Source organism: Capnocytophaga canis (genome assembly GCF_000827555.1).
In the GTDB taxonomy this organism is placed as follows: Bacteria; Bacteroidota; Bacteroidia; order Flavobacteriales; family Flavobacteriaceae; genus Capnocytophaga; species Capnocytophaga canis.
Map to the genome: position 1 here is coordinate 1 of NZ_CDOI01000136.1, position 23432 is coordinate 23432.

The following is a 23432-nucleotide window of genomic DNA, read 5'->3' on the forward strand; positions in this document are numbered from 1 at the left end:
AAAACCATATAAAAGCCTTTGAAATTGTGTTTTTCTACATCAATTTTGGGTGGATTTGAGTATCATACTTTGGGAAACACTACCAACATTTTTACAAAATCCTCCGTATTTTGAGCGGAATGTTGGGCATTTAAAATTTCACCTTTTAGAAAATCCGTGTCCTGTGTTTTATGAAAGTTCAAATGTTTTTGAATTTGTTTTTCTAAAAAAGGAAGTCCTAAGGATTTTCCCATTTTGGAGGCTTTAAAAGGCTGACTTGCCTTGTTGCCGTTTTCGTCCAAAGCAAAATAAACCAATCCTTTTTTGAGTGTACCCCGCAATTCGCCTTCTACTTTTTCGATGCCTACATTAAATCTGCTAAGTAAAGCCGTGTATTCTCCAAAAGACTGAAACTGATAGTTTTTTATGACCTGCCTAACTACCGAAGCAATCTGTTTTTTTACTTCGTTTTGAGTGTAATCCACTTTGAGTGTTGCAAGATTATTTTCCTTGTGTGTAAGCTCAAAATCATTTTCTAATTCCATTCCTTTTTCATTAGCAATAGCAGGGGTGAGTCCAAATTCACTTTCAATATTTCTACACACTTTCATCGAACGGATTTTCTCAAACGAATCCTTGATTTTTTTGCCGCTTTCATCAATGCCAAGCGATACGATATGAATATGTTCTCGTTCAATATCCGAATGTTTATACACCACAAAGGGTTGCTTACCCCACCCCATTTCGTGCATATATCGCTGTGCTACTTTTACAAAAACTTCATCAGACACGGCATCTTTTGGATTGGGATTGAGGGATATGTGCAGAATTGGCTTTTCGGTCTTTTGATTGGCAAACAAATACGGAGCAAAAGAACGGGTAATTTCCGATGTCCCTATGTTTCCATTGACAGGCTGAATGATGTTTTGAGTGTGTAAAATCGTAGCTTCTTGCTTGTCTAATTTGTTATGATTGTACAGAAGCACTCCCAAAAGATTGCTTCCTCGATGTATTTTAGTGATCATTTTTTGTGTTTTTTTCGGTGATATGTTGTTCTAATTGTTGTGAAATAGCCATAATTTCTTTGCAGATAGCTACCATTTGAGCGGTTTGTTTTTCGAGTTTAAACAGATAGGCAGCGGCTTTCTTTTCGGAAAAATTGCGATACAAAATCTTTACTATCTGATTGTAATTCACGCCCACCGCCCGAAATTGTCCATAGAGTTCGGTGAGTTTGATGTGAAAATCCATTACCGATTTATCGATTTTTACACTTTTGATTTCTTTGGAAAATAATAACGAAGTGATAAAATGAGCTTTGATTTTCATTCCCGATTGTTCGAAAAGGGAAAGAAATTTGGCATTGTCTTCATCATTTAGTCGAAACACATATCGATGTGTGGTTGGATTGAGCTTTTTGTGTCGTCCGTTATGTTGCTTATGTTGAATATTTTTTGTGTCCATAGTGTTATTTATAAAATCGGTTGTTAAGTTAAAAAACCACGACTTTGGAGGGGTTTTCAGCTCCCTGCAAGGGCAAGTGGTTTTGAGGGACTAATACGCCTTAGAGTGCCTCAAAACACAACTTGCTCTGTTCGGGTGAACAGAAAATGCTCCTATCGGTTGCATTAAAGTCAGCTTTGAAAAAGAGAGAAAGAACTTCCAAACTCATTGTCTTTTATTTTTGTGCAAAACAACCGAATTTCAATCATTTAGCAGATATATCATTCCTTACTATTGAATGTCTTATAATGCCAAAGACTTCCTTGTATAAACTTGTATAAATAGGTACGTAATTGTGTATGTTTCTTTGTACGCACATACATACAGATGTAGCTACGTACCAACATACTTACGTATGTACATACATACGTAAACAAATACGATAATACCTATGTGATTATCTGCAAACATAAATACCTACACACTTACTTGTTTGTGTATATGTGTAAATATTTGGATAAGTACGTATCTACTTACAGAAATATACATTTATACACATACACACATATGTACTCAATTACTTGATTTTATATGTAAGTAAGCATATAAATGCGTATTTGTGTAAGTTTCTAAATATGAAAGAAGAAAGCACAAAAACATAAACATACTTGCTCATCTTAACTAAAATTTTTTAATTCGGCAATGAGAGGAAGAGCGAAGTCGTTTCATTAAAACAAGTAGTAAGCAGTGCGTTCATTTTTATCATTTTCGACATTTTTTTTATTCGTATAAAGAGCCGGAATATGCGGTTGTCGTTTCGAGAGCCTAAAAGGTCTGTGTTTAGCAGCTACAAGGTTTTTCAAAAAAATACAACCCCTGTTGAAAACGGGTGTGGAGATTTTTTTGAAAACCAAAGGCTTGACCTTGTGGCAGCGTTACAAACACAGAAATACCTTTGCTCTCGAAAACGAACACCCATTATCGGCTTCTTACTCCATAAATAAAACAGGAGAAAATACCATAAACAAACGCACACACCATTACTAACTAAAATGAAATGAAGTAGCCTTCCTTTGCCGAATAAAATCCAATAAAAAAACCAATACAAAAATTGTAAACAATCTCTGTATCGGTAAATACTAAAATCGAATATCTTTGATAGACAATCAACTACGTTATAATGAAGCTACTAATCGCTCACCAAAGTCATTGAATTTACAAGCGATTTTTTCCATATCCTTACTGATTTTTTCATTGGTGATTTTAGCATAAATCTGTGTGGTTTTCAAATTTTTATGTCCCATCATTTTACTAACACTTTCCAAAGGAACACCCTCTGTAAGGAATAAAGTGCCGAAAGTATGCCTTGCCCAATGAAAACTCAGTGGTTGGGTTTTGTTAATACCTGCCTCTAAGCTAATTTCTCTTAAATGAAGATTGCAAGAGGTATTACTTGGAACAGGAAATACAAACTCACCTCTGCTGATGGATTCGTATTTGTCGATGATTTTTTGAGCTATGGGAAGTATGCGAACATTGGAAGGATTGCTCGTTTTTTGCCTACGGGAAAGAATCCAACGATTGCCATCAAAAAAGGTTTGAATTTGGTTCTTTTTAAGCTGTTTGATGTCAATATACGAAAGTCCCGTAAAACAGCTAAACACGAATAAATCACGCACCAATTCGCGGGTTTTACTCTTAAAAGTACAGCTCAACAACTGCTCAATTTCTTCTTTTAGCAAATAGCCTCGGTCTTTTTCCTGCATTGTGATTTCGTATTCTCGAAATGGATTCTTGTGAATCAAATCTTTTTCCAAAGCGATGTCAATCATCTTACACAAAGGCATCATATATACCCATATTGTATTGTGTGTTAAACCTTTATTAATACGAAGATAAAAATCAAAATCTTTAATGAAATCCGCTGTAAGCTCCCGAAAGGCCATATCTTTTCGATGGTATTTATAACCAATAAAATCTGAAAGATGTGTATATACATTTTGATATTTCGCTAATGTCTGTTTGCCTCTTACTCCTTTTTGAACCATTTTTTCAAAATCAACGTTGAAATTTTCAAAAACTTTTAAAAGCGAATCGTCCATTGTTCCAATGCCTAAAAAACTGTTTTTAAGCTTTTCGGCAGTGACAAATCCATCCATTTTCATCAGATGGTCATATTGATTGACTAAACGAGTTTTCAGCTCTTCCAATTTACGATTTAATGAAAGAGCTTCTTCACTCTTACCTAAGACTTTGCCGAATTTCAAATCCCATTTATCGGGAAAAATTTCGAGTTTAGTACTAAATTGGGCAATTTTACCATCAATGGTAATCCTACCCATAATGGCCACTTTTCCGTTTTTCTTAGGAGCATTCTTTTTCAGATAGAAAAGCACTTTGAAGGTTGATTTTTTTACTTGCATAACTCAACTTTTTAAATTACAAAATTAATTTCAATTGAGTTACCATACGCTATGAAAACAAGTGCAAAACACTGAAATATAGTCTTTTACTTAAAATATTTAAAACTACCATTAGGTAACGATTTAGAAACCTAACTTTGTTTTTACCCGTCAAATTACCCTATGCCTTGCTTTCCAACATTTCCCTGATAAAAAATAAAGTGGCTTATAATGTGTATATTACAGCTTTTTGCTTAATTTTGCAGTTTAGTTTTATTTTTTTTATAAAAATTTTACTAATGCCAAAAGAAATTTTAATACTGCTCCTAAGTATCTGTTTAGGAGCTTGTAAACAAAAAGAAATACATACCGATTACGCTACCATATTTGATCATAAGAGTGAAGAAATAAAATTAAATGGAAAGGTAAAATCATTGAAGAATACCCTCTACAGAATCGAAAAAAAATTCGGTGTACTTAAAAATGAAAAATGTGAAAATATCTATATTTTTAATTTTGATGAAAAGGGAAATAAAATAGAGATGCTTGAATTTTTTGATGATCTGAGTGAAGAGCCTTATCGGAAAGAAACATACAGATACGATGATAGGGGAAACCTAATTCAAGAGGAGTCTTACGAAAAAGGAGGCAAACATCACAGGCATAATTACAAACACGACGATAAAAATAATCTATTGGAATACACCAAATATTTCAATGAAAATTTCCTTATTAAACATACCTACCAATACGATGAAAAAGGCAATCGGGTAGAAGAAATTCACTACGATCCTAACACAAATTCAGAAATTAAATGGATTTCCAAATACGAATATGACCAAAAAGGGAATAAAATAAAAGCCTATTTTTACAATCCTGACGGAAGTTTATACAATAGATACACCTACAAATATGATAGAAAAGGAACTCTGATTCAGGAAACTCAATACACCGATGCTTTTTTAGAAAATAAGTACACGTACAGATATGAAGAAGTAGAAGAATCCGACAAGATAAAAGACATAAAATCACATGACAAATACCTATATGAGTTCGATGATAAAGGAAACTTAACCAAGATGTTCTATTATTATCCCGACGGAACCATCCTTTCAAAAGATATTTTTAAATACGACGAAAGAGGAAATGAAATAGAAGTAATTTTGTACAGGGACAACAAAATTTTGACATACAAAACAACTCTGCGATACGATGAAAAAGGAAATAAAATAGAAGAAATTATGTACTATCACGATGGGAGCGTCACTTACTCTGCAAATAAAGACTACGAATATGACTCATACGGAAATTGGATTAAAGAAATTGAATATAGAGACGGCGTAGGTAAATACATTATCGAAAGAGAAATAACATATTATGAATAAAAAAGACACTATCCCTCTAAGTGTGTAAGTTAAAAAGTTGGGGTTAAGTTTTTATAGTTTGAGTCTTTGTGCAAATATAAGCATAAATTGGTTTAAGACAATCCCCCAATTTTGGATAGGCATACTCCACTTTTTGGTAGCTTCTCTCAAAGCCAAGAAAACGGACTTTTGCACAGCTTCGTCTGTTGGGAAAGACAGCTTGTTTTTGGTGTATTTCCGAATCTTACCATTCAGATTCTCAATAAGATTGGTTGTGTAAATAATTTTTCTTATCTCTAACGGAAAATCGAAAAATACGGTCAATTCGTCCCAATTGTCATACCAAGATTTGATAGCATAGCCGTATTTTGACTCCCATTTTTGGGCAAAATCCTCCAAAGCAACCTTGGCAGCTTCCTTGTTAGGGGCAGTATAAATGTGTTTCATATCGGCTGTAAATTCTTTTCTGTCTTTGTAAACCACATACTTACAAGCATTCCTAATCTGATGAACCACACATATTTGCGTTTGTGATTGGGGAAAAACCGTGCGAATGGTTTGCGTAAATCCGTTTAAATTATCGGTGGCAGTAATGAGAATATCTTCCACTCCACGAGCCTTTAAATCAGTCAGAACGCTCATCCAAAAGGCGGAACTTTCATTCTTTCCGAGCCACATTCCTAAAACTTCCTTTTTTCCCTCTCGATTCAAGCCCACAGCAAGGTAAATCGTTTTGTTGACAACTTTTGAGTTCTCACGAACTTTAAAAATGATGCCGTCCATCCAAACAATCAGATACAGCTCGTCCAACGGGCGGTTCTGCCAAGCGACCATTTCATTGGTAACCGCATTGGTAATCCTTGATATTGTGGAAGTTGATACTTCAAAGCCGTACATTTCTTGGATTTGTTCTTCGATGTCGCTCACGCTCATTCCTTTGGCATAGAACGATACGATGATGTTTTCCAAACCATCGATAACGTTCTTGCGTTTAGGGACTAACATTGGGTTAAAACTACCGTCTCTATCCCTAGGAACTTGGATTTGTTCTTCGCCAGAGGAAGTTTTTATCTTCTTGGAAGTGTGTCCGTTACGATAATTTCCATCTTTAGTTTTGTCGTGTTTTTCGTTGTCCAAGTGAACGTCGAGTTCGGCATTGAGCATATGTTCCACCGCTTTTTTGTGGAGCTCTTTAAAGAAACCTGTCAAGTCCTCAGCAGTCTTAAATGACTTGTAAAATTCTTTGCTGTTGAGCAATTCTTCCTTGTTAATCATATCTGTTTAAATTATGGGTCAAAAATAGTTAAAAAGTTATTCTGAAATTTTTTGAGCTTTTAAGGGCTCAAAAAATTTCAGAATAACTTTTTAACTTACACAGATTATGGGATACTCCCATAAAATCAATTTTTACTCAAAAATATGATGATAAATATTCGTAAAACTGTAAAAATCAATATGCGTGAGATTTGAAAGTATCACAATGGCAACTTTTTGCTTAGGAAAACGAATAAATTTGGTGCAATATCCCGCCTGACCACCTGGATGAAAATAAAAAGTTCCCCATTGAGGATTTTCACCAATATACCACCCCAATCCGTAGGTATAATCTAAATCTTTTGCGTGAGAACCATCGTTTAAAAGCGTAGGCGAAAACAATTTCTGTTTACTTGATTGATTTAAAATAACATCGGAATGTAGAGCTTTATCCCATTTCAGCAAATCATAGGCTGTGGAATAAACCGATCCGTCACCATAAAAACCACCCAAACCACGAACATACGAATTATGAGGCTGTTCATAGGCTATTTTTCTGGTTTTCGTTAGCTCATCAAGTTCATAGCCCTGACAAATTTCTTTCTTTGTAACTAATCTTTTGTCGGTGTAATATTCGGCAGAAGTGTCATTCATTTGAGCAGGTTTGAAAATGTACTTGTGCATAAACTCCTTAAATGGCATTCCGCTAACTTTTTCGATTAAAACGGCTGCAGTACAATATGCTATGTCACAGTAATCCCACTTATCGCCCGCCGACAATTGTTGTGGATATTTCCCCGATGATAACATTTTCATCAGCTCTTTGTTACCATTGATTTTTTTCATATTCAAATCGGGAACCATCGTTTTTGAAAAATCGGGCATACCCGAAGTGTGATTCAATAAATGTATGATTTTAACATCTTTATAAGGATAAGTCGGCAAGTATTTCTTAACGTAATCTTCTAATCTCAATTTCCCTTGTTGTTCCAAAATTAAGACTGCTGTTGCCGTGAATTGTTTTGAAACCGACGCCAACTGAAAAATCGTATTTCGGGTAAATGGTATATTTTTTTCGTAGTCGGCTTTTCCAAAAAAAACATCGTAAACGATGGTATCATTTTGTGAAACAAGTACGTGTCCGCTAAACTTTCCGTTTTTAAATTCTTTCTGAAAAAGAGAATCAATGTAGGAAATGTTGATTTTTTGTCCAAACAATAAACATGGGATAAATATCATTATAGAACATATTTTTTTCATACCATTATTTTTATTAGGTGGTTATCTATTTTAGCGTTCATTTCACATCAAACAGGATACAAATCTACAAAATAAATCCACGACTTGTTCAAATTTTAGCCTCTTTTTGTGGTATTCAAAACTGATAAGCAATCTTTTTTGCTACAAAAATATTCTATGAAGTAAAGCTACAACGATTAAACTCCAATTTTCAATTTTTTCAAATTGTATATTCAATAAAATTGTTGTTTTAAAAAATCTAATTTGTACTGTTGCTCAAATCAGGGCTACGAAAGTGGAGGATGAAGAGCGTTTTCGTAATAGGGGTTCATTAGTAATTTTAGGCTTTTTAAGAAAGTGATGGCAGTTTTTTAAGAACGGATTTTTTACTTTTGCTCCTATTTTAAAACATTAACAAAGAGATGAAAAAATTACAGTACTTAGTGCTGATGACATTGCTTGTCATTGGCTGTGGGAAGGACAACCCAACAGGAGAAATTCCTAACGAACCTGAACAAAAATTGAGTTCTCAAAAAATTCTTGGAGACTTTACATTCTTTGATGAAGCCACTGGGAAAAAACATAACGCAGAAATAAAAGATAATGTGGTGACGGCAGTTATCGAAACTTCGTTTGACATTAAGGCGTTGACAGCCACAGTTCGTATTTCTGACAAGGCTACCATTAGTCCCGATCCAATACAAAAAAGAGACTATACTAACCCCGTAATATACACCATAACGGCAGAGGATGGAACTAAGGCGGAATATAAAGTCATTGTTACTAAACAACTTCCCTCAGAAAGTAATATCTACCGATTACATTTTAAAGAAGTTGGCGAATTACATAATTACCACAACCAGAATCCTAGTTTGAATCAACCTAATAAAAATATTGATATTAGGTTAAAAGTTCCCTCAAAAACCGACGTAACCAAATTGACTTCTGTATTTGAAATTTCAGAGGGAGCAACGATTCATCCAAAGGCAGGACAAACGCTTGACTACACCAAACCTGTGGAATATACCGTTACATCCAAAGACGGAAAAAAGGTGGTAAAATACACTGTAACAGTAGTCTTTGACGATACGAATGAGTCTGGACAAAAAACAAACTCTCATAAACTCCTTGGGGACTTTACATTCTTTGATGAAGTCACTGGAAAATGGCGTAACGCAGAAATAAAAGATAATGAGGTGACGGCAGTTATCGAAACTCCGTTTGATATTAAGGCGTTGACAGCCACAGTTCGTATTCCTGACAAGGCTACCATCAGTCCCGATCCAACGCAAAAAAGAGACTATACTACCCCGGTGGTCTACACCATAACGGCAGAGGATGGAACTAAGGCGGAATATAAAGTCATCGTTACTAAACGACTTCTTTCAGAAAGTAATATCTACCGATTGCATTTTAAAGAAGTTGGTAAATCACGTGATCACTACAACCCGCATCCTAGTTTAAATCAACATGATAAAAATGCTGATATCAGAATAGTAGTTCCCTTAACTACGGACGTAACCAAATTGACCTCTGTATTTGAAATTTCAGAGGGGGCAACGATTCATCCGAAGGCAGGACAAACGCTTGACTACACCAAACCTGTGGAATATACCGTTACATCCGAAGACGGAAAAACGGTGTTAAAATACACTGTAACAGTAATCTTTGACGATTTGCCAAAACTGAGTTTATCAATTAATGGAGAAGAATTCCGAAACGTCCCTCCAGGAGGAACCATTGTTTTTGGTGTGAATGTTTTGCCAAAGCACGAAGATATTCGGGTTTCGTTGGTTACCGAAGATGGAAAATCAAGTGTGCCACTCACTATCCAAAAAGTAGATGATACTAACAAAAAAATACACGTAAAACTTCCAGATACGTATCTGAACGGAATATATAAGTTAGATGTTCGTATTGCAGAGAACAATAGTGCGATGAGCTATACTTTTGTGCTTCATGGCGGGAACCCCGTTTTTCATTATATTACGAGTAATGGTGGAGGCCCAAAAAAAACTAATTCCTTGCTTTATCTTGCAGAGCAATTTGGAATTTTTGCGAGTATAAACAGAAAAGACTTTGCAAAGCATAGTTTCTTTATTAAGAAAAATGGAGAATATCTCCCATTAGAAAATGCAAGATTTCATACTAATTCTACAACAATTATACTAGAAGCTCCGTTAGAGCTTCCAAATACTTCATTGGAGACAGGTACGGATTTTGAGTTTGTTATCCGCTACGAAGGAAAAGAATATACTTATCCTTTAGTAAACAATAAAAAAGAGCCAGTTAAAGTGTATATCCCCAAACCTCCTGTGGTTACGGGAGTTTCAAAAACCTCTGTTACACAAGGTGAAACTTTGGTGATTAAAGGATCAAACTTATTCTATCCACATGGTGATCTACGGGACGGAGGTCGAGATAAAATCAATCATTATACAGCTATAAGAAGTCGCACTCCTTCTAAAGAATTGATTTCGATGATTGGAAAAGAGATAGATGCGCAAGGAAATTTGGTACTTACTGTCCCATTTAATTTCTTGGCAGAGACGGAATATAAACTCTTTATAGATAGTAACGTAGATTCGTTTGGGGAAGTGGAGACACCAATCACTATCAAAGTAGAGTTGCCAAAACCTACACATCCAACAATGCGAATACAAGAAGCAGAAGTCTATCACGAAAATAGTAAATATTTCAAAAAACAATTAAGAGTGAAATTTAATGGAGACATTTCCAAAATTAATATTAAAGCTATTGTATTCCCTGAATATCAAAATGCAAAGATTACTAATTTCATTGTTTATGAGGGTTCTAACTCTATTATGACGGGGGAATTAAATTTTTGGGACTACAGGGATGTTTATACGAGAAGACATACACTTTACGTTCTTTTTGAAGAAGGAGGAAAAGAGTATAAGCTTTATTTTAATGCAAAGCGAGGAGAACAGAATGATTAAATGACAAATGATTGAATCAATAAATAGAGGCTGACCTTTTTCGGGTCAGCCTCTATTTTATTTGTTTCAAAAATACCTTTTTGAGTTGGTATCTACTGAAAAATTAAGTTTATTTGAAAGTAGAGATGCTAACTTGGTTGAATCCATGTTCGAACTGTTCACCCGTTTGCATGTTCTTCACTACAAATGATTTTTTTTCGAGTTCTGATTCTCCTATGATTACCACGTAAGGAATATTACGTTTATTAGCGTAATCCATTTGTTTTTTCATTTTCGCACTCTCTGGGTATAATTCGGCTTTTAGCCCCAATGTTCGAAGCTGTTGTATTAATTTCAGACTTTGCAAAGCTTCTTGCTCTCCGAAATTGACACACAGCACATCCACTGTCTCACTGATTTCCGAAGGAAATAAATTTAGTTCTTCCATGACTAAACAAATTCTGTCCAAACCAAATGAAATTCCTACACCGCTGATGCCTTTCAGTCCAAATATGTTTGTCAAATCGTCATATCGACCTCCACCTCCAATGGAACCTATGTTTACATTTTTCGGTGCGGCAACTTCAAAAATAGCTCCTGTATAATAGTTTAACCCACGTGCCAAAGTTACATCCAAATCTAAAAAAGCCGTTTGTAGTGGCAAAACCGAGATTGATTTTTCAATAAATTCGAGTTCTTCAATGCCTTTTTTTCCTATTTCAGAAGTTTGTAAGATAGTTTTTAGAGTTGTGATTTTCTGAGAGAAATCTCCTTTAAGATGAAAAATAGGTTTTATTTTTTCAATGGCTTGTGCCGAAATCCCTTTTGAGAGCATTTCATTGATGACTCCTTCTTGTCCTATCTTATCCAATTTGTCTAAAGCAACAGTGAAATCAATGAGTTTTTCACTTTCTCCAATTACTTCCGCAAATCCACTCAAAATTTTGCGATTATTCATTTTAATGGTAACCCCTTTGAGATTCAGTTGTGTAAAAACGCTATCGTAAAGCTGTACGAATTCAATTTCTTGCCAAAGACTGTTACTTCCTACCACATCGGCGTCGCATTGGTAAAACTCACGAAAACGTCCCTTTTGAGGTCGGTCGGCACGCCAAACAGGTTGAATTTGGTACCTTTTGAACGGAAACGTGATGTCGTTTTGGTGCTGTACTACATACCGAGCAAAAGGTACTGTTAAATCATAACGCAAAGCCTTCTCAGAAATTTGAGGAGTGAGTTTTGTTACATTTTTGGTTTCCCAATCGGAAGGATCTACTTTTTCGGCGAAATTCCCTGAGTTTAGAATTTTGAAAATCAAACGATCACCTTCCTCTCCATATTTTCCCATAAGAGTGTCATAATTTTCAAAACTTGGTGTCTCAATGGGTTGAAATCCAAATTTGGTAAATTCGTTTCTTATTTTATTGATAATAAAATATCGTTTAGCCAATTCCGTAGGCGAGAAATCGCGTGTACCCTTTGGTATGCTTGGTTTTTGTGCTGCCATAATCGTTTTTTGTATAAATCAGCGACAAAGATAGTTACAAAATTTTAATTTTACCCAATCACTTTTTTAATAATTCAGGAAGTTAATTCATACAAGTACAATAGGGATTAGCTAACTAATTTAACTAATCCCTATTGTATATTTATAGATACGCTAACCAAAAAGGTATAAGGTCCCTTTTAAAGCATTTAGCATTTCTTATTTTTTCATTTAATGAAAAAGTTTTTATTTCGTTCTAATCGCACATGAGTCAATTTCAGATACCCGTAAAGTATTTACCATTCCTTTTCCTTGAATAGGCATTGCTGCAAGGCTTATCATAATGTCACCCATGTTTACATATCCTTTTTCGTTAGCGATATGGTTCACATCTTCAATAGTTTCATCCGTTGAAACGAAACGGTCGTAGTAGAACGTAGTTACTCCCCAATATAGGCTTAGTCGGGTTAAAATACGTCGGTTTGATGTGAATACTAATATGTGAGATTTGGGTCTATATGAAGAAATCAATCCTGCAGTGTAGCCACTATTTGTTAATGTCGAAATTACTTTGGCGTTCATTTCGTTAGCCATTGTTGCTGCGTGGAAACAGATAGAGTTCGTTACATAACGATTAGAACGTACAAATGGAGTAATCATTGGTACTTTAATTAAATCAGAATGTTCTACACTGTGAATGATACGGCTCATTTGCTCAATCACTTGTACGGGATATGCCCCTACGGAGGTTTCCCCCGATAACATCACAGCGTCAGCTCCATCCATTACGGAATTTCCTACGTCATTTACCTCAGCACGAGTTGGTGTTAAGCTCGAAATCATACTTTCCATCATCTGCGTTGCGATGATCACAGGAATGTGATTGATTTTTGCTTTACGAACCAATTCTTTTTGAATTAGAGGTACTTCTTCGGCAGGGATTTCTACTCCTAAATCACCACGAGCCACCATAATGCCATCGCAATTCGCCATGATTTTATCAATATTTACCAGAGCCTCTGGCTTCTCAATTTTTGCGATAATCGGAATTTTATATCCTGCATTTTCAGCTATCAAGTCTTTCAAATCCTGAATGTCTCGGCTGTGACGAACAAATGATAAGGCGAACCAATCCACATCCTGCGTAATGGCAAACAAAGCATCTTTCACATCTTTTTCGGTCAATGCAGGTAATGAAACGTTTGTATTAGGAAGGTTTACACCTTTTTTAGATTTTAAGATTCCACCTTGTATTACTTTTGCTTCCACTTCATTGACGTTATTAGTAGAAACCACTTCAAAGATAAGTTTTCCGTCGTCGAGTAAAATGCGCTCACCTGGATTCACATCATTCGGAAACTCTTTGTAATTCATATACACACGCTCTTTTGTGCCAACGAAAGGCTCTCCTGTAACGAAAGTAATTCTGTCGTCGGGAGCTACAAAAACTCCTTCTTCCATTACTCCCACTCGGAGTTTAGGCCCTTGAAGATCTGCTAATATCGCTGTGTTATACCCATATTCCTCATTTACCGTGCGGATAAGTCCGATACGCTTCTTTACCTCTTCATAATCAGCGTGTGAGAAGTTAATACGAAACACATTCACACCCGCTTCCACCATCGCTTTAATCGTTTCTAAGGAATCCGTTGCAGGCCCTAAAGTAGCGACTATTTTTGTCTTTTTAATATTTAACATCCTTGAAGTATTAATTTGTTTTTTGTATTTAATGTATATGTATCTATCTCATAAGCAGTTACTTGTGTGATTTCATTTACCTTGTCCAAAACATTTTGAGTTTTAAAACGATTGTCACAATCTATTTTTAGAAAAAAATCTACCTTTTTCTTATCTTTCAATAGGTAGGAAGCCGTGTACAAGGAATCAAACAAGAGTCCGCTATCTTTTATGTTATTTTCTACATTTACTTTATTGGAGATGCAATGCCAGTTCACGTCCGACAGTTCGTCATACCATTCAAAATATGGAAATGGCACTGAATTTTGTTCATTTACAATTTTCTTTTTTTTGTTTCTTGAAAGATTGATTTTTAGGTGGTTGTTTAAGAAATAAACTAACCGAAAATCTTCCAAAGTAGTATGTATGGCAATTAATTTAAATGTGTCATCGAACCAATCATTCGACAATTTATAAGTAGCCATAAAGCCTATTTTTTAGAGATGCAAAGATACAAAATAATCGAAAGATATACCTATCCTTAACAAATATTTGACTATTTGTTTCCTTTTTTACGGGTAAATCGTCTCAGAAGAAACATCCCAAAGGCAACTACTCCAAAAATGAGGTACATATAAAAGTCTTTTCTATCGGTACTATCCCAAAGGCGATATGCTTGAAAAGCAGCGTAAATGCTGATAATCAGATAAGCGTATTCAAAAAATATTCGTGTATTCATGTTTTTTTAAATGATTATTTTGATTTTAGCAAGAGCTTAAAATACTAGTTTTTGAGTTTATTAATCAGGTTTTTCAGTGATTTTAATACAAACTGTTAATTATATATTAATTACAAATCTATTTTGAGTTTTTTCTTCAAAGGAGATGATTTTTTTTGATGTTCAACTAAAATCGGTGAAGTTATCAAAGAAAATATTTATTCCTTTTCTTCCACAGCTAAAACTCCAGTGGTTTTATGTGCTTTTACGGTAGAAAAGGCTTTGTCAAAGTCCATTCCAACTCCCTTAGTAACCGTCCCTTTTTTATGATCGGTAAAAGAGAACTCTTGGTCGGTGAAAATCCAATCCGTTTTTTGATCCCAGAATAATTGTTCGGTGGTTAATTTTTTTCCATCGTAGGTAGTCAGAACCACGCTGTCTCGAAGCTCAACCATTTGGGAGTTCATGTAGATAATTCCGTATTTAGCTTCTACCGTATTTTTGTTGTTATCCTTATCGAAAAAATCAACCTGCAATCCGCTTGGAAAATCAGTGAAAGGGAATTGTTGGTTAGAGAAATCGTTACTCAAGGGACTACTCAAAACGGCTATCACTTTAGTTGAGTCCGTATAAATTAATTTGAAATCATAAATTTCACCCTGAGGAAATTTATGGGTAATATTCAGTTCTTGTAGAGTTCGTAAATCGGTAGTACACGAAAAAAGTATTGCCATACAACCAAGTACGGCAATACTTTTAATTTTATGTAATCGTTTGTTAATCATTTTTTACAAAGAAGGCACTTTCACTGATTGACCTACCCAACATTTGAAAGTAATCGTTTTACCTGCCATTCCAGACTCGAAAATATCTACTTTTGAAGGAGCTAAGGCTTCATAGCGAGTCGCTAAACTTTCTAATCCTCCTTTGCGAGCTGTATTGGCAGCTAACCAATAGATAGCTCTTTTCTCAAATGAAGAGTTTCCACACTCGTTAGCACTTTCCGCATAAGCGTTTGCAATTATTCGATAGGCATCAGCATTTGAAGGATTGTATTTCAAAGCTTCTTGCGCATATCTTACTGCATTTGCTTTTGAATATTTAAAAGCAATTTTAGTTAATATTCTTGCCTTTTTAAGGTTGTCGCTTTCCAAACGAACTGATTCGTTATAGTATTCAATAGCTTTAGCAGAGTTTTTATTCTTGTCATTCAATACTCCTAAGTAATAAGCAGATGCTGCTGAAGGAGATAAAGTATGTAGAGAACTTACGATTTTCACGAATAAAGGATCGCTTGTACAATCTTTATCAGACATTTTTCCGGCAGCACGACGTAACCACTCTTCGTTTTCTTTGTTTGCTTCAAAGTTTTTGTTGTAAAGAGGGATTAGGTTATCGCAATCCGCTAATTTACCTAACTTAGCATCCACACTTTCTCCAATGGTTTCGTAGTTATCAATACGCTGACGTGAAGTCTCTAAAACCTTTTTATCTTTTCCGTCAATAGTTCCCGCCTCTTCTTGAGCTATGAATTTATTGATAGTTTCTGACAAAATGTTTTTCTCATCTTGAATTTTTTCGCTCACATCATCATAGGTGTTAAATACATCTTGTAATGATTTCTCGTTGCTTTCGTACATGGTTACCAAAGATGAGAAATAGAGGTACAATGCTTTTTCATTTTTAAAATTAGCTTTATCTTCAGTGAACGCTTTGTGAAGCAATTCGTAAATCTGTTGGTTAGAACCTATTTTTTCATCAAAAAGTAGTAAGGCTTCTCTCGTTAAAACATCTGCTTTTGTGATGCGATTAGGGAAATGAGTAAGGTAATCATTGTACAACTTAACCAATTGTTTCACGAAACCATCTTTTTCTGCTCCTGTTGATTTTTGGATTTTGTGTTTTAGAATAGCTTCACCACGCACGTAAACAGCAGCGTTTATGCTTGGGCATGCTTCATAAACTGATTTCCAAACAGGATAAGCATCGTCATATCTCTTCGCTTTTACATCCTCGTTAAATATGGAAAGATTTTGTAAAATTTCGCGGTCTTGTTTGCAGTCTTGTGCTTGAACATCTGCTACATAGAAAGCGCTTACAACAAATGCAGTAGCTAATAAAACTCTTTTTTTCATCTTTTCGTCTGTTTTTATTTTATTATTGATATTTCGTTTTTTGGAACCACTTGTCATTCAAGGTGAATCCTATTTTTAAGTTGAAGTAATTTTCTTTGATCAAATTTTGGTTTAGCGTACCTTTTCTGCCGTACTCAAATCCTGTTGTGATGTTAGAAAATCCTCTTACAGGGAGGCTAACTCCAAAAGATATGCCAAAATCATTAATTGATTCGTTTTTTAATACAATTCCTGTATTCTCAAAACGCAACCCAGCTCGGTAAGTGACTCTTTTCCAATAACTTGATATAGAATTGAATTGAGGTAGGTAAAAACCTCCTATTGATAGTTTGTACGCATCTTCATAACCAACTTGGGTTGTTGTTAAAAACGGATTTGAGAAACGTTTCATATTAGAATAGCTGTAATCAATCCCTACGAACCATCTTCGAAATTCGCCTACGCCCACCCCAAAATCGATTTGTGTAGGTAACGTTAATTTGGTTTCTTTCAAGCCTAAATTCAATAAGTCTATTGATTGTGAGTCTATTACGTTTAAACTATTGTTTTGACTTCCTCCCATATATCCCATCGTTGAGATAGTTCTTTCATTTTTTGAAGTCAATTTGCTCTCAGGTGTATACGCTAAAGAGAGACTATATCCTAATTTGTTATCAAATTTACCGTCGTAGAACAATCCCAAATTTGTTGAAAAACCTCTTAGTACTGATTGGCTGTACTCCCTTGTTACGTATTGTACGTCTGAAATTGCTAGATTATCAGTCATTTCAGTTTTTCCAAAATTGAATTTGAACGAAGCCCCAACACGTAAACCTTTGTAAACCGTGTAGCCTACCGAGGCAAACATTTGGTTTACATTTCCAATGCCTTCAAATTCATTTTTTCGAATGACTCCGTTAGTGGTTTGAGTTGATAACAATCGGTATCCTACAGATGAATAAGGTCGTAAACCTACGGAGAAGCCCAATTTTTCAGCAATAGGAAATCCTAATGAAACGTAATTGGCATAAGTCTCTTTACTTTTTACACTTGTTTGATTTGAAGCTATTTTTTTTGTGTCGAATGATAAACCTGCTGAAAATGCGGTAAACTTCAATTTTGCTAATGTTGCAGGATTTTGCATGTTCACACGCGTACTATCAGCATAAACTCCTATGCCTCCCATAAGGCTTTCTTCAATACTGCCATCAGTATTCAATGTTCCAATTCCATAGTAGGAGTAAGGAGATTCAATAGTTTGTTGAGCGTAGACCCCAGAAATGGTCGTGACGAGTGCAAAGATAAAAGCTATTGTTTTATTGTTCATATTGAGTAAAAATCCTTTTTTTTCGTATCTATCTCTCTTTTGTTTGTTCCAAAATTGCGTTTAATCCTTCTAACAGAAAAAAAGATTTTGCAAATATCCGATTTTTTATGTTTTCAACCAAATAAAGATGGTCTCCCCCTGTTAAAATTATCGTTAAATTTTTAAATTGTTGCTCATATCGAGCGATAACACCCTCAATTTCACAAACCACGTTGTGGTACACACCCGATAGCATACAATCCCTTGTCGATTTTCCAATAAAATGGCTAATGTCGAAGTTTTGTTGCTCTATCAAAGGTAATTTTGACGTAAATTCATGCATGGCTCTCAATCGCATCTGTATTCCAGGAGCAATTGCTCCTCCAACGTACACACCTTCAGAAGTCATCATGTCAAAGGTAATACAACTTCCAGCGTCAATGACCAATACATTCTGATTAGGAAACTGATTGACCGCCGCTGCCATTAACGCGAGTCTGTCCACACCTAATGTTTTTGGAGTAGCATACTCGTTCAGAAAGGGCATTGGAGTTTCGGAGTTTACAAACACAAGTTGTTGTATTTTAGCATTCAAAAATGAATAACGACTTTCAGCATCTTTTACCACTGAAGCAACAATTCCTTTTTTTATAGGATGATTATCAATGATATTGCTGATTTTTTCAGCATAGTCCACATCCGAAAAAACCTCATTAACTATTAGGGTTTGTTTTTCAAATAAGGCTACCTTTATTTTCGTATTCCCCTGATCAATGATTAAATTCATCGCAAAATCGTTATTTGATGCAAACTTAGTTTGCAAAAGTAAACAATATAATTATATAAATGGACGTTTTTTGTGTTTTTTTAAATTCACCGTCTGAAATAATTTTGGTTTTCCATTTTTTTTATACGAAAAAAAGTAAGAAATTTGCCGGTTGTAAGTGTTAGGTTTGTACTCAACTTTAAAAAATCCATCAATATGGCAATTATTCGTACTTCTTTTTATTGCTTAGCCATTGTTGTTATGTCCGGCTTTCTGATTAATGCCGTAGCAGTTAAGCAAGATAAAAATAATATTTTTCAGCAAGAAGATTATTCGCAATACGATATATCAAAAGGGTATGACGCCCAAAACGTAGAAAAGCGTTATAACGTTTACGCTATTGATTTGCCTACTTCTCTTGATTTTGCTGGGGAGCGTGTTCCTATTGAAATTCCTGACGTATACGAACGTTTGGACAGAGAATTTTTGGTAAATACGTACTGGCAATCAAATGGATTGCTGTTTTTGAAACGCTCCAATAAATATTTTCCAATTATTGAGCCTATTCTCAAACGAAACAATGTCCCTGATGATTTCAAATATTTGGCTTTGATTGAAAGTGGTCTTATGGATGTAGTTTCTCCTTCAGGAGCAAGTGGATTTTGGCAATTTATGAAACCCGCTGCTATTGAACATGGACTTGAAGTTAATAATAATGTTGATGAACGTTATCATGTGGAGAAAGCAACTCAGGCTGCTTGTGATTATTTAAAAAAGGCAAAAGAAAGTACAGGAAGCTGGACAATGGCTGCTGCGGCCTACAACGCCGGAATTTCGGGAATGAAAAATCAGATGAATGCTCAGCAAACAACCGATTATTACGATTTGTGGCTAAATTCGGAAACATCTCGCTATGTTTTTAGAATTTTAGCGGTGAAAGAAATTATGAAGAATCCAGCGAAATACGGTTTTAATTTTGAAGCCAGACACCTCTACAATGAAGTACCGACTTACAGTGTCAAGGTTGATACATCAATCACAGATCTAACGGATTTTGCAAAGAAACATAATATCACTTATAAAGAACTAAAACTCCACAATTCGTGGCTTCGTAGCCGAAAGTTGGAAAACAAATCCGGAAAAGTATACTACATCAAAATTCCTAAGAGATAAAATATTGGATTTGAGTCTATTTTTGTAGTATTTTTTTAATGTAGTTGATTTCTTTTATGGTTTTTCTAAGATTTTCATCATCTTCATTTTCAATAAGTTGTTTGAAGTTTTGAAGGTTTTTGATGTACTCCTCCATTGATCTAAGCACATGTTTTTTGTTTTCTAAAAAAATAGGACTCCATGTGCTTGGTGAGCTTTTAGCTAACCGTGCAGTCGATGCAAAACCTGTACTTGCCATATCGAAAATTTGTTGTTCGTTGCGTTCAATATCTAACACAGTTTGTCCCAATACGAAAGAAATTACGTGTGAAAGATGCGATACATAAGCGGCGTGTAAATCGTGATCGTGAGCAGGCATCATTTTTACTCGCATGTTCAGTTTTTTAGAAATTTCAATCGCTTTATCCAAATGTTTCCAGTGGCTCTTTTCTGTGTCGCACAAAACCATTACTTTTCCGTCAAAAAGGTCGTACACAGCAGACTCTGGCCCTGAAAATTCAGTTCCTGCTAAAGGATGTCCAGCTACGAAATGACTTCTATTTGAGTGATTTTCAACATGCTTACAGATTCGTTCCTTCACCGAACCTACGTCAAATACTAAGGTTTGTTCGCCTACGTAGTCTAATGCTTTCGCAACCACTTGCGGAGTGATGTGTACAGGAACCGAAATGATGACTACATCAGCTTCTTTAATAGCTTCGTAATCAACCTCATTGTCGATGATTCCTAATGCTGTAGCTTTGTTAATATGTGCAGGATTAGCATCTATACCCCAAAGGGTATAGCCACATCGTTTTCGTAGTTCTAATGCAATAGACCCGCCAATGAGTCCTAAACCAATGATAACAGCTTTGTTCATTTTTTTCTTTTTTATGAAGGCAGATTGTAGACCTAATAATATTTACCCACAACTTTATATTAATTACCTATGTTTGAGATATTTGTATTTTTTGATTCGTAAATTCCTAAAACCCTAAAATTTTCTGCCATGATAGATAACAATTTATAGGCTTTTTCAAAATCTTCGTATTTTTCGAAAATAATATCTACAAAGAAAGCATACTTCCAAGGAGTTTCAATAATTGGTAATGACTGAATTTTGGTCATGTTGATGTTACAGTCACTGATGACATTCAATACCGTTGCTAAACTTCCTCGTTTGTGGTCGACCTGAAACTTTAAGGAAGCTTTCGTTAGTTTGCTTTTCTCAGTTTTGTTTTCAGAAAGACTCAGCACAACAAATCGAGTAGAATTGACTTTCATCGTTTGAATACTGTGTTGTATGATTTCTAAACCATACAATTCAGCAGCTGATTTTGAGCCGATTGCTCCGATGTTTTTTAGTTTTTGTTCTCTAATACGACGTGCAGTCGATGCTGTGTCAGTGTCTTCTACAAGTTTGATGTTTGGAAAATCCTCAAAAAATTGTTTACATTGTAAAAGAGCCATAGGATGGGAGTGAACCTCTTGTAAATCCTCCCATTTTTGGTTTGGAAACATCATTAAATTTTGTTGAATATCAATGTAATGTTCCTTGATAATATGCAACTGGAAGCGATCAATCAACGCATAGTTAGGTAAGATAGATCCTGCAATACTGTTTTCTAAAGCCATTACAATCAAATCAGATGAATTATTCAAAAGGCTTTTTACCGTTTTATCAAAAGAATCGCACTCAACAATCTCAATATTTTGTCCTAAACATTCCGTGGCAGCTTGGTAGTGAAAAGAACCTTTAATCCCCTGAATAGCTACTTTTGGTGTCATTTTGCGTTTTTCTTTTTTCGTTCGTAAGTTTCGTAAGTAAAGTTGTATTGATGTTGCTGGTCTTTTTCAACATGTTGAGAATGGACTATTTCCCATTCATTTATGTCTATTTTTGGGAAAAACGTATCGGCATCCTCAAATGAAGCGTGTACTCTTGTTAGTTCAATCCTGTCGGCTAAGGGTAATGCTAAATTATAAATTTCTCCACCTCCAATCACAAAGGGCGAAGTATCCAATTGATAAGCTTCTTCAATTGCTTTTTCGAGTGTACTAACCACCATACAACCTTTGGCAACGTAGTCCTTCTGTCGTGTGATGACAATATGAGTGCGATTTGGAAGTAGTTTCGGGAAGGTTTCAAAAGTTTTTCTTCCCATTATGATGCAATGTCCTGTGGTCAATTCCTTGAAACGTTTAAAATCTTTGGGTAAATGCCAAGGTAGATCTCCTTTCTTCCCTAAGGCATCGTTTTCAGAAGCCGCTGCAATGAGTGTTATCATATTCTTTGCGTATTTTGTTCAGAAGAAATGTTTTGCTCAAGATTTGTATTCTGTTCTTTCAGGAGTTCTTTTGCGACTTGTTCTTTTTGCTTCTCGAATTCTTTTTCTATGGCAACTTCCATCTTTAAGATTTTCTTCTGCTGTAACTCTACCAAACGTTCACGTTGTTTACGCTCCCACTCTTTGCCCATAAATCTGTTGATAAGGAAAACGTTAATCACATGTAGTAAAAAAAGAAACGTCCAGATCATAATACCCCAAATATACCAATTGTAGGCGATGCCATAATCCAAAATACGATTAATTACGTACATGAAGATACATCCCAAGATAAAAACAAAAAAGTGGAATGTAAGCATTTTTTTTTGTTTGATGCGCTTTTGAGCTTCCTCAAACAAAATGTGTTGATTGGTGTCGATTTTGATATTTTCTGCCATAACTGATATAATTAGAGTTTCAAAAGTACAACTTAATCTATTCTTAGCAAATTAATTAACATATTTTTTTGTCTTAAGATACTTGTCCTCAGAAACTGTTGCGTATCTTTTGTGTTAAAGTAATTCTTGTAATGTTTTGTAAACCAAATGCGTAGGTAGTCCAATAACGTTGTTGTACGAACCTTCAATATTTTCCACACCAATGTAACCTATCCATTCTTGGATCCCATAGGCTCCCGCTTTGTCGTATGGTTTATAGTTTGTTAGATAAAAGTCAATTTCTTCTTTGGATAGAGTTTTGAAAGTAACTTTAGTGATGCAATGTACCGTTTTTTGAGTTTTTGTAGTAGTGAAACATACCGAAGTGATAACCTCATGTTGTCTACCTGAAAGGGATTGAAGCATAGCAAAACCTTCTTCATAATTTTTAGGTTTTCCTAATGCCTGATTTTCAATGCATACAATAGTATCGGAGGTGATTACAATTTCATCATCGTTCAAGGTGTCTTTAAAAGGTGTTGCTTTCAGTTCAGCTAAAAAATTAGTAATCTGCTCCCGAACCAAGTTTTGAGGGTAAATTTCATCAACGGGCTTTATAACGATTTCATAGTTCAAATGGAGTTCATTAAAAAATTGTTGACGACGAGGAGACGCTGATGCTAAAATGATTTTTTTCATTATTACATGAAGTGTTATTTAGTCGCAAAAATATAAAAATGTTTTGAAATGAAGTTTTCATAAGGCAATAAAAGGTTAGAGGAACTCACTAAAAATTCACTTAACCGAATGATGCTACTGAAATATCTTCTCCAAATTTTTACTCTTCAAAATGATTTTTTAATTAATACATTTATAATTAGCACTTTAT

22 protein-coding genes are annotated in these 23432 nt (G+C 35.1%); 4 read left to right on the forward strand and 18 right to left on the reverse strand.

All coding sequences use genetic code 11. The features are described from left to right. Positions 1-62: 62 nt before the first annotated feature. Both CCAND38_RS04470 and mobA read right to left on the reverse strand, forming a co-directional pair. Positions 63-1004: a relaxase/mobilization nuclease domain-containing protein gene (locus tag CCAND38_RS04470; protein WP_052458123.1), complete on the reverse strand. Its 942-nt coding sequence runs from the start codon at positions 1002-1004 to the stop codon at positions 63-65. Continuing rightward, positions 994-1443, reverse strand: coding sequence for a conjugal transfer protein MobA (gene mobA / locus CCAND38_RS04475; protein WP_042344052.1), 450 nt, complete (start codon positions 1441-1443; stop codon positions 994-996). The genes CCAND38_RS04470 and mobA overlap by 11 nt, the downstream gene beginning before the upstream one ends. 870 nt (positions 1444-2313) lie before the next feature. On the opposite strand from mobA, the gene CCAND38_RS11610 reads away from it, so the two are divergent. Next, positions 2314-2469 carry a hypothetical protein gene (locus CCAND38_RS11610; RefSeq protein ID WP_197066328.1) on the forward strand — a complete coding sequence of 52 codons (156 nt, stop codon included), beginning with the start codon at positions 2314-2316 and terminating at the stop codon, positions 2467-2469. A 128-nt stretch (positions 2470-2597) separates the two neighbouring features. Here CCAND38_RS11610 and CCAND38_RS04480 read toward each other — a convergent pair whose 3' ends face one another. Then, on the reverse strand, positions 2598-3845 hold the full coding sequence (locus CCAND38_RS04480; protein WP_042344053.1) for a site-specific integrase: 1248 nt from the start codon (positions 3843-3845) through the stop codon (positions 2598-2600). Between the two features lie 278 nt (positions 3846-4123). On the opposite strand from CCAND38_RS04480, the gene CCAND38_RS04485 reads away from it, so the two are divergent. Continuing rightward, positions 4124-5209, forward strand: a complete 1086-nt coding sequence (locus CCAND38_RS04485) for an RHS repeat domain-containing protein (protein WP_042344054.1) — start codon at positions 4124-4126, stop codon at positions 5207-5209. A 51-nt stretch (positions 5210-5260) separates the two neighbouring features. Here the strand turns inward: CCAND38_RS04485 and CCAND38_RS04490 are convergent, their stop codons facing one another. Beyond that, positions 5261-6463, reverse strand: coding sequence for an IS256 family transposase (locus CCAND38_RS04490; RefSeq protein WP_042344055.1), 1203 nt, complete (start codon positions 6461-6463; stop codon positions 5261-5263). 132 nt (positions 6464-6595) lie between these two features. Next, entirely contained in the window at positions 6596-7681 is a 1086-nt protein-coding gene (locus tag CCAND38_RS04495; RefSeq protein WP_197066329.1) for a serine hydrolase domain-containing protein, read from the reverse strand. A gap of 422 nt (positions 7682-8103) precedes the next feature. Between CCAND38_RS04495 and CCAND38_RS11355 the strand changes: the two genes are divergently transcribed. Further along, entirely contained in the window at positions 8104-10641 is a 2538-nt protein-coding gene (locus CCAND38_RS11355) for an SGBP N-terminal domain-containing protein (protein ID WP_052458124.1), read from the forward strand. A 109-nt stretch (positions 10642-10750) separates the two neighbouring features. Here CCAND38_RS11355 and hisS read toward each other — a convergent pair whose 3' ends face one another. From hisS to CCAND38_RS04540, 8 genes are all read right to left on the reverse strand, one after another. Beyond that, entirely contained in the window at positions 10751-12127 is a 1377-nt protein-coding gene (hisS, locus tag CCAND38_RS04505; protein ID WP_042344057.1) for a histidine--tRNA ligase, read from the reverse strand. Between the two features lie 225 nt (positions 12128-12352). Beyond that, a complete protein-coding gene (gene pyk / locus CCAND38_RS04510) occupies positions 12353-13804 on the reverse strand; it encodes a pyruvate kinase (protein ID WP_042010550.1) in 1452 nt (483 codons plus the stop codon). Continuing rightward, complete coding sequence (locus tag CCAND38_RS04515; protein WP_042010553.1) at positions 13798-14268, reverse strand: IPExxxVDY family protein; 471 nt, start codon at positions 14266-14268, stop codon at positions 13798-13800. The genes pyk and CCAND38_RS04515 overlap by 7 nt, the downstream gene beginning before the upstream one ends. 71 nt (positions 14269-14339) lie before the next feature. Next, the gene (locus CCAND38_RS04520) at positions 14340-14522 is read right to left on the reverse strand and encodes a hypothetical protein (RefSeq protein WP_042010556.1); all 183 of its coding nucleotides are present in this window, start codon (positions 14520-14522) and stop codon (positions 14340-14342) included. A gap of 197 nt (positions 14523-14719) precedes the next feature. After that, positions 14720-15286, reverse strand: coding sequence for an LPS export ABC transporter periplasmic protein LptC (gene lptC, locus CCAND38_RS04525; protein WP_042010558.1), 567 nt, complete (start codon positions 15284-15286; stop codon positions 14720-14722). A 3-nt stretch (positions 15287-15289) separates the two neighbouring features. Then, positions 15290-16636: a tetratricopeptide repeat protein gene (locus CCAND38_RS04530; protein ID WP_042344071.1), complete on the reverse strand. Its 1347-nt coding sequence runs from the start codon at positions 16634-16636 to the stop codon at positions 15290-15292. Positions 16637-16658: 22 nt separating this feature from the next. Beyond that, positions 16659-17942 (reverse strand): BamG family beta-barrel-assembly machinery protein, encoded by a 1284-nt coding sequence (bamG, locus tag CCAND38_RS04535; RefSeq protein ID WP_042344058.1) that lies wholly within the window; start codon positions 17940-17942, stop codon positions 16659-16661. Positions 17943-17970: 28 nt separating this feature from the next. Beyond that, entirely contained in the window at positions 17971-18708 is a 738-nt protein-coding gene (locus CCAND38_RS04540; protein WP_042344059.1) for a type III pantothenate kinase, read from the reverse strand. 195 nt (positions 18709-18903) lie between these two features. On the opposite strand from CCAND38_RS04540, the gene CCAND38_RS04545 reads away from it, so the two are divergent. Then, positions 18904-19860, forward strand: a complete 957-nt coding sequence (locus tag CCAND38_RS04545; protein ID WP_042010564.1) for a lytic transglycosylase domain-containing protein — start codon at positions 18904-18906, stop codon at positions 19858-19860. Between the two features lie 16 nt (positions 19861-19876). Here CCAND38_RS04545 and CCAND38_RS04550 read toward each other — a convergent pair whose 3' ends face one another. The 5 genes from CCAND38_RS04550 to CCAND38_RS04570 form a co-directional block, all read right to left on the reverse strand. Further along, complete coding sequence (locus CCAND38_RS04550; protein WP_042344060.1) at positions 19877-20719, reverse strand: prephenate dehydrogenase; 843 nt, start codon at positions 20717-20719, stop codon at positions 19877-19879. Positions 20720-20778: 59 nt separating this feature from the next. Further along, positions 20779-21627 carry a prephenate dehydratase gene (locus CCAND38_RS04555; protein WP_042010569.1) on the reverse strand — a complete coding sequence of 283 codons (849 nt, stop codon included), beginning with the start codon at positions 21625-21627 and terminating at the stop codon, positions 20779-20781. Continuing rightward, the gene (locus CCAND38_RS04560; RefSeq protein ID WP_042010570.1) at positions 21624-22127 is read right to left on the reverse strand and encodes a dihydrofolate reductase; all 504 of its coding nucleotides are present in this window, start codon (positions 22125-22127) and stop codon (positions 21624-21626) included. Before CCAND38_RS04560 ends, CCAND38_RS04555 begins: the two co-directional genes overlap by 4 nt. Continuing rightward, on the reverse strand, positions 22124-22564 hold the full coding sequence (locus CCAND38_RS04565) for a 2TM domain-containing protein (protein WP_042010572.1): 441 nt from the start codon (positions 22562-22564) through the stop codon (positions 22124-22126). Before CCAND38_RS04565 ends, CCAND38_RS04560 begins: the two co-directional genes overlap by 4 nt. A 114-nt stretch (positions 22565-22678) precedes the next feature. Next, a complete protein-coding gene (locus CCAND38_RS04570) occupies positions 22679-23242 on the reverse strand; it encodes a Maf-like protein (RefSeq protein WP_042344061.1) in 564 nt (187 codons plus the stop codon). Positions 23243-23432 lie beyond the last annotated feature (190 nt).

Bases quoted from the DNA above. Each gene is read 5' to 3' on its own strand.
- CCAND38_RS04470 (WP_052458123.1), bottom strand. From the start codon at position 1,004: ATGATCACTAAAATACATCGAGGAAGCAATCTTTTGGGAGTGCTTCTG.
- mobA (WP_042344052.1), bottom strand. From the start codon at position 1,443: ATGGACACAAAAAATATTCAACATAAGCAACATAACGGACGACACAAA.
- CCAND38_RS04480 (WP_042344053.1), bottom strand. From the start codon at position 3,845: ATGCAAGTAAAAAAATCAACCTTCAAAGTGCTTTTCTATCTGAAAAAG.
- CCAND38_RS04485 (WP_042344054.1), top strand. From the start codon at position 4,124: ATGCCAAAAGAAATTTTAATACTGCTCCTAAGTATCTGTTTAGGAGCT.
- CCAND38_RS04490 (WP_042344055.1), bottom strand. From the start codon at position 6,463: ATGATTAACAAGGAAGAATTGCTCAACAGCAAAGAATTTTACAAGTCA.
- CCAND38_RS04495 (WP_197066329.1), bottom strand. From the start codon at position 7,681: ATGATATTTATCCCATGTTTATTGTTTGGACAAAAAATCAACATTTCC.
- CCAND38_RS11355 (WP_052458124.1), top strand. From the start codon at position 8,104: ATGAAAAAATTACAGTACTTAGTGCTGATGACATTGCTTGTCATTGGC.
- hisS (WP_042344057.1), bottom strand. From the start codon at position 12,127: ATGGCAGCACAAAAACCAAGCATACCAAAGGGTACACGCGATTTCTCG.
- pyk (WP_042010550.1), bottom strand. From the start codon at position 13,804: ATGTTAAATATTAAAAAGACAAAAATAGTCGCTACTTTAGGGCCTGCA.
- CCAND38_RS04515 (WP_042010553.1), bottom strand. From the start codon at position 14,268: ATGGCTACTTATAAATTGTCGAATGATTGGTTCGATGACACATTTAAA.
- CCAND38_RS04520 (WP_042010556.1), bottom strand. From the start codon at position 14,522: ATGAATACACGAATATTTTTTGAATACGCTTATCTGATTATCAGCATT.
- lptC (WP_042010558.1), bottom strand. From the start codon at position 15,286: ATGATTAACAAACGATTACATAAAATTAAAAGTATTGCCGTACTTGGT.
- CCAND38_RS04530 (WP_042344071.1), bottom strand. From the start codon at position 16,636: ATGAAAAAAAGAGTTTTATTAGCTACTGCATTTGTTGTAAGCGCTTTC.
- bamG (WP_042344058.1), bottom strand. From the start codon at position 17,942: ATGAACAATAAAACAATAGCTTTTATCTTTGCACTCGTCACGACCATT.
- CCAND38_RS04540 (WP_042344059.1), bottom strand. From the start codon at position 18,708: ATGAATTTAATCATTGATCAGGGGAATACGAAAATAAAGGTAGCCTTA.
- CCAND38_RS04545 (WP_042010564.1), top strand. From the start codon at position 18,904: ATGGCAATTATTCGTACTTCTTTTTATTGCTTAGCCATTGTTGTTATG.
- CCAND38_RS04550 (WP_042344060.1), bottom strand. From the start codon at position 20,719: ATGAACAAAGCTGTTATCATTGGTTTAGGACTCATTGGCGGGTCTATT.
- CCAND38_RS04555 (WP_042010569.1), bottom strand. From the start codon at position 21,627: ATGACACCAAAAGTAGCTATTCAGGGGATTAAAGGTTCTTTTCACTAC.
- CCAND38_RS04560 (WP_042010570.1), bottom strand. From the start codon at position 22,127: ATGATAACACTCATTGCAGCGGCTTCTGAAAACGATGCCTTAGGGAAG.
- CCAND38_RS04565 (WP_042010572.1), bottom strand. From the start codon at position 22,564: ATGGCAGAAAATATCAAAATCGACACCAATCAACACATTTTGTTTGAG.
- CCAND38_RS04570 (WP_042344061.1), bottom strand. From the start codon at position 23,242: ATGAAAAAAATCATTTTAGCATCAGCGTCTCCTCGTCGTCAACAATTT.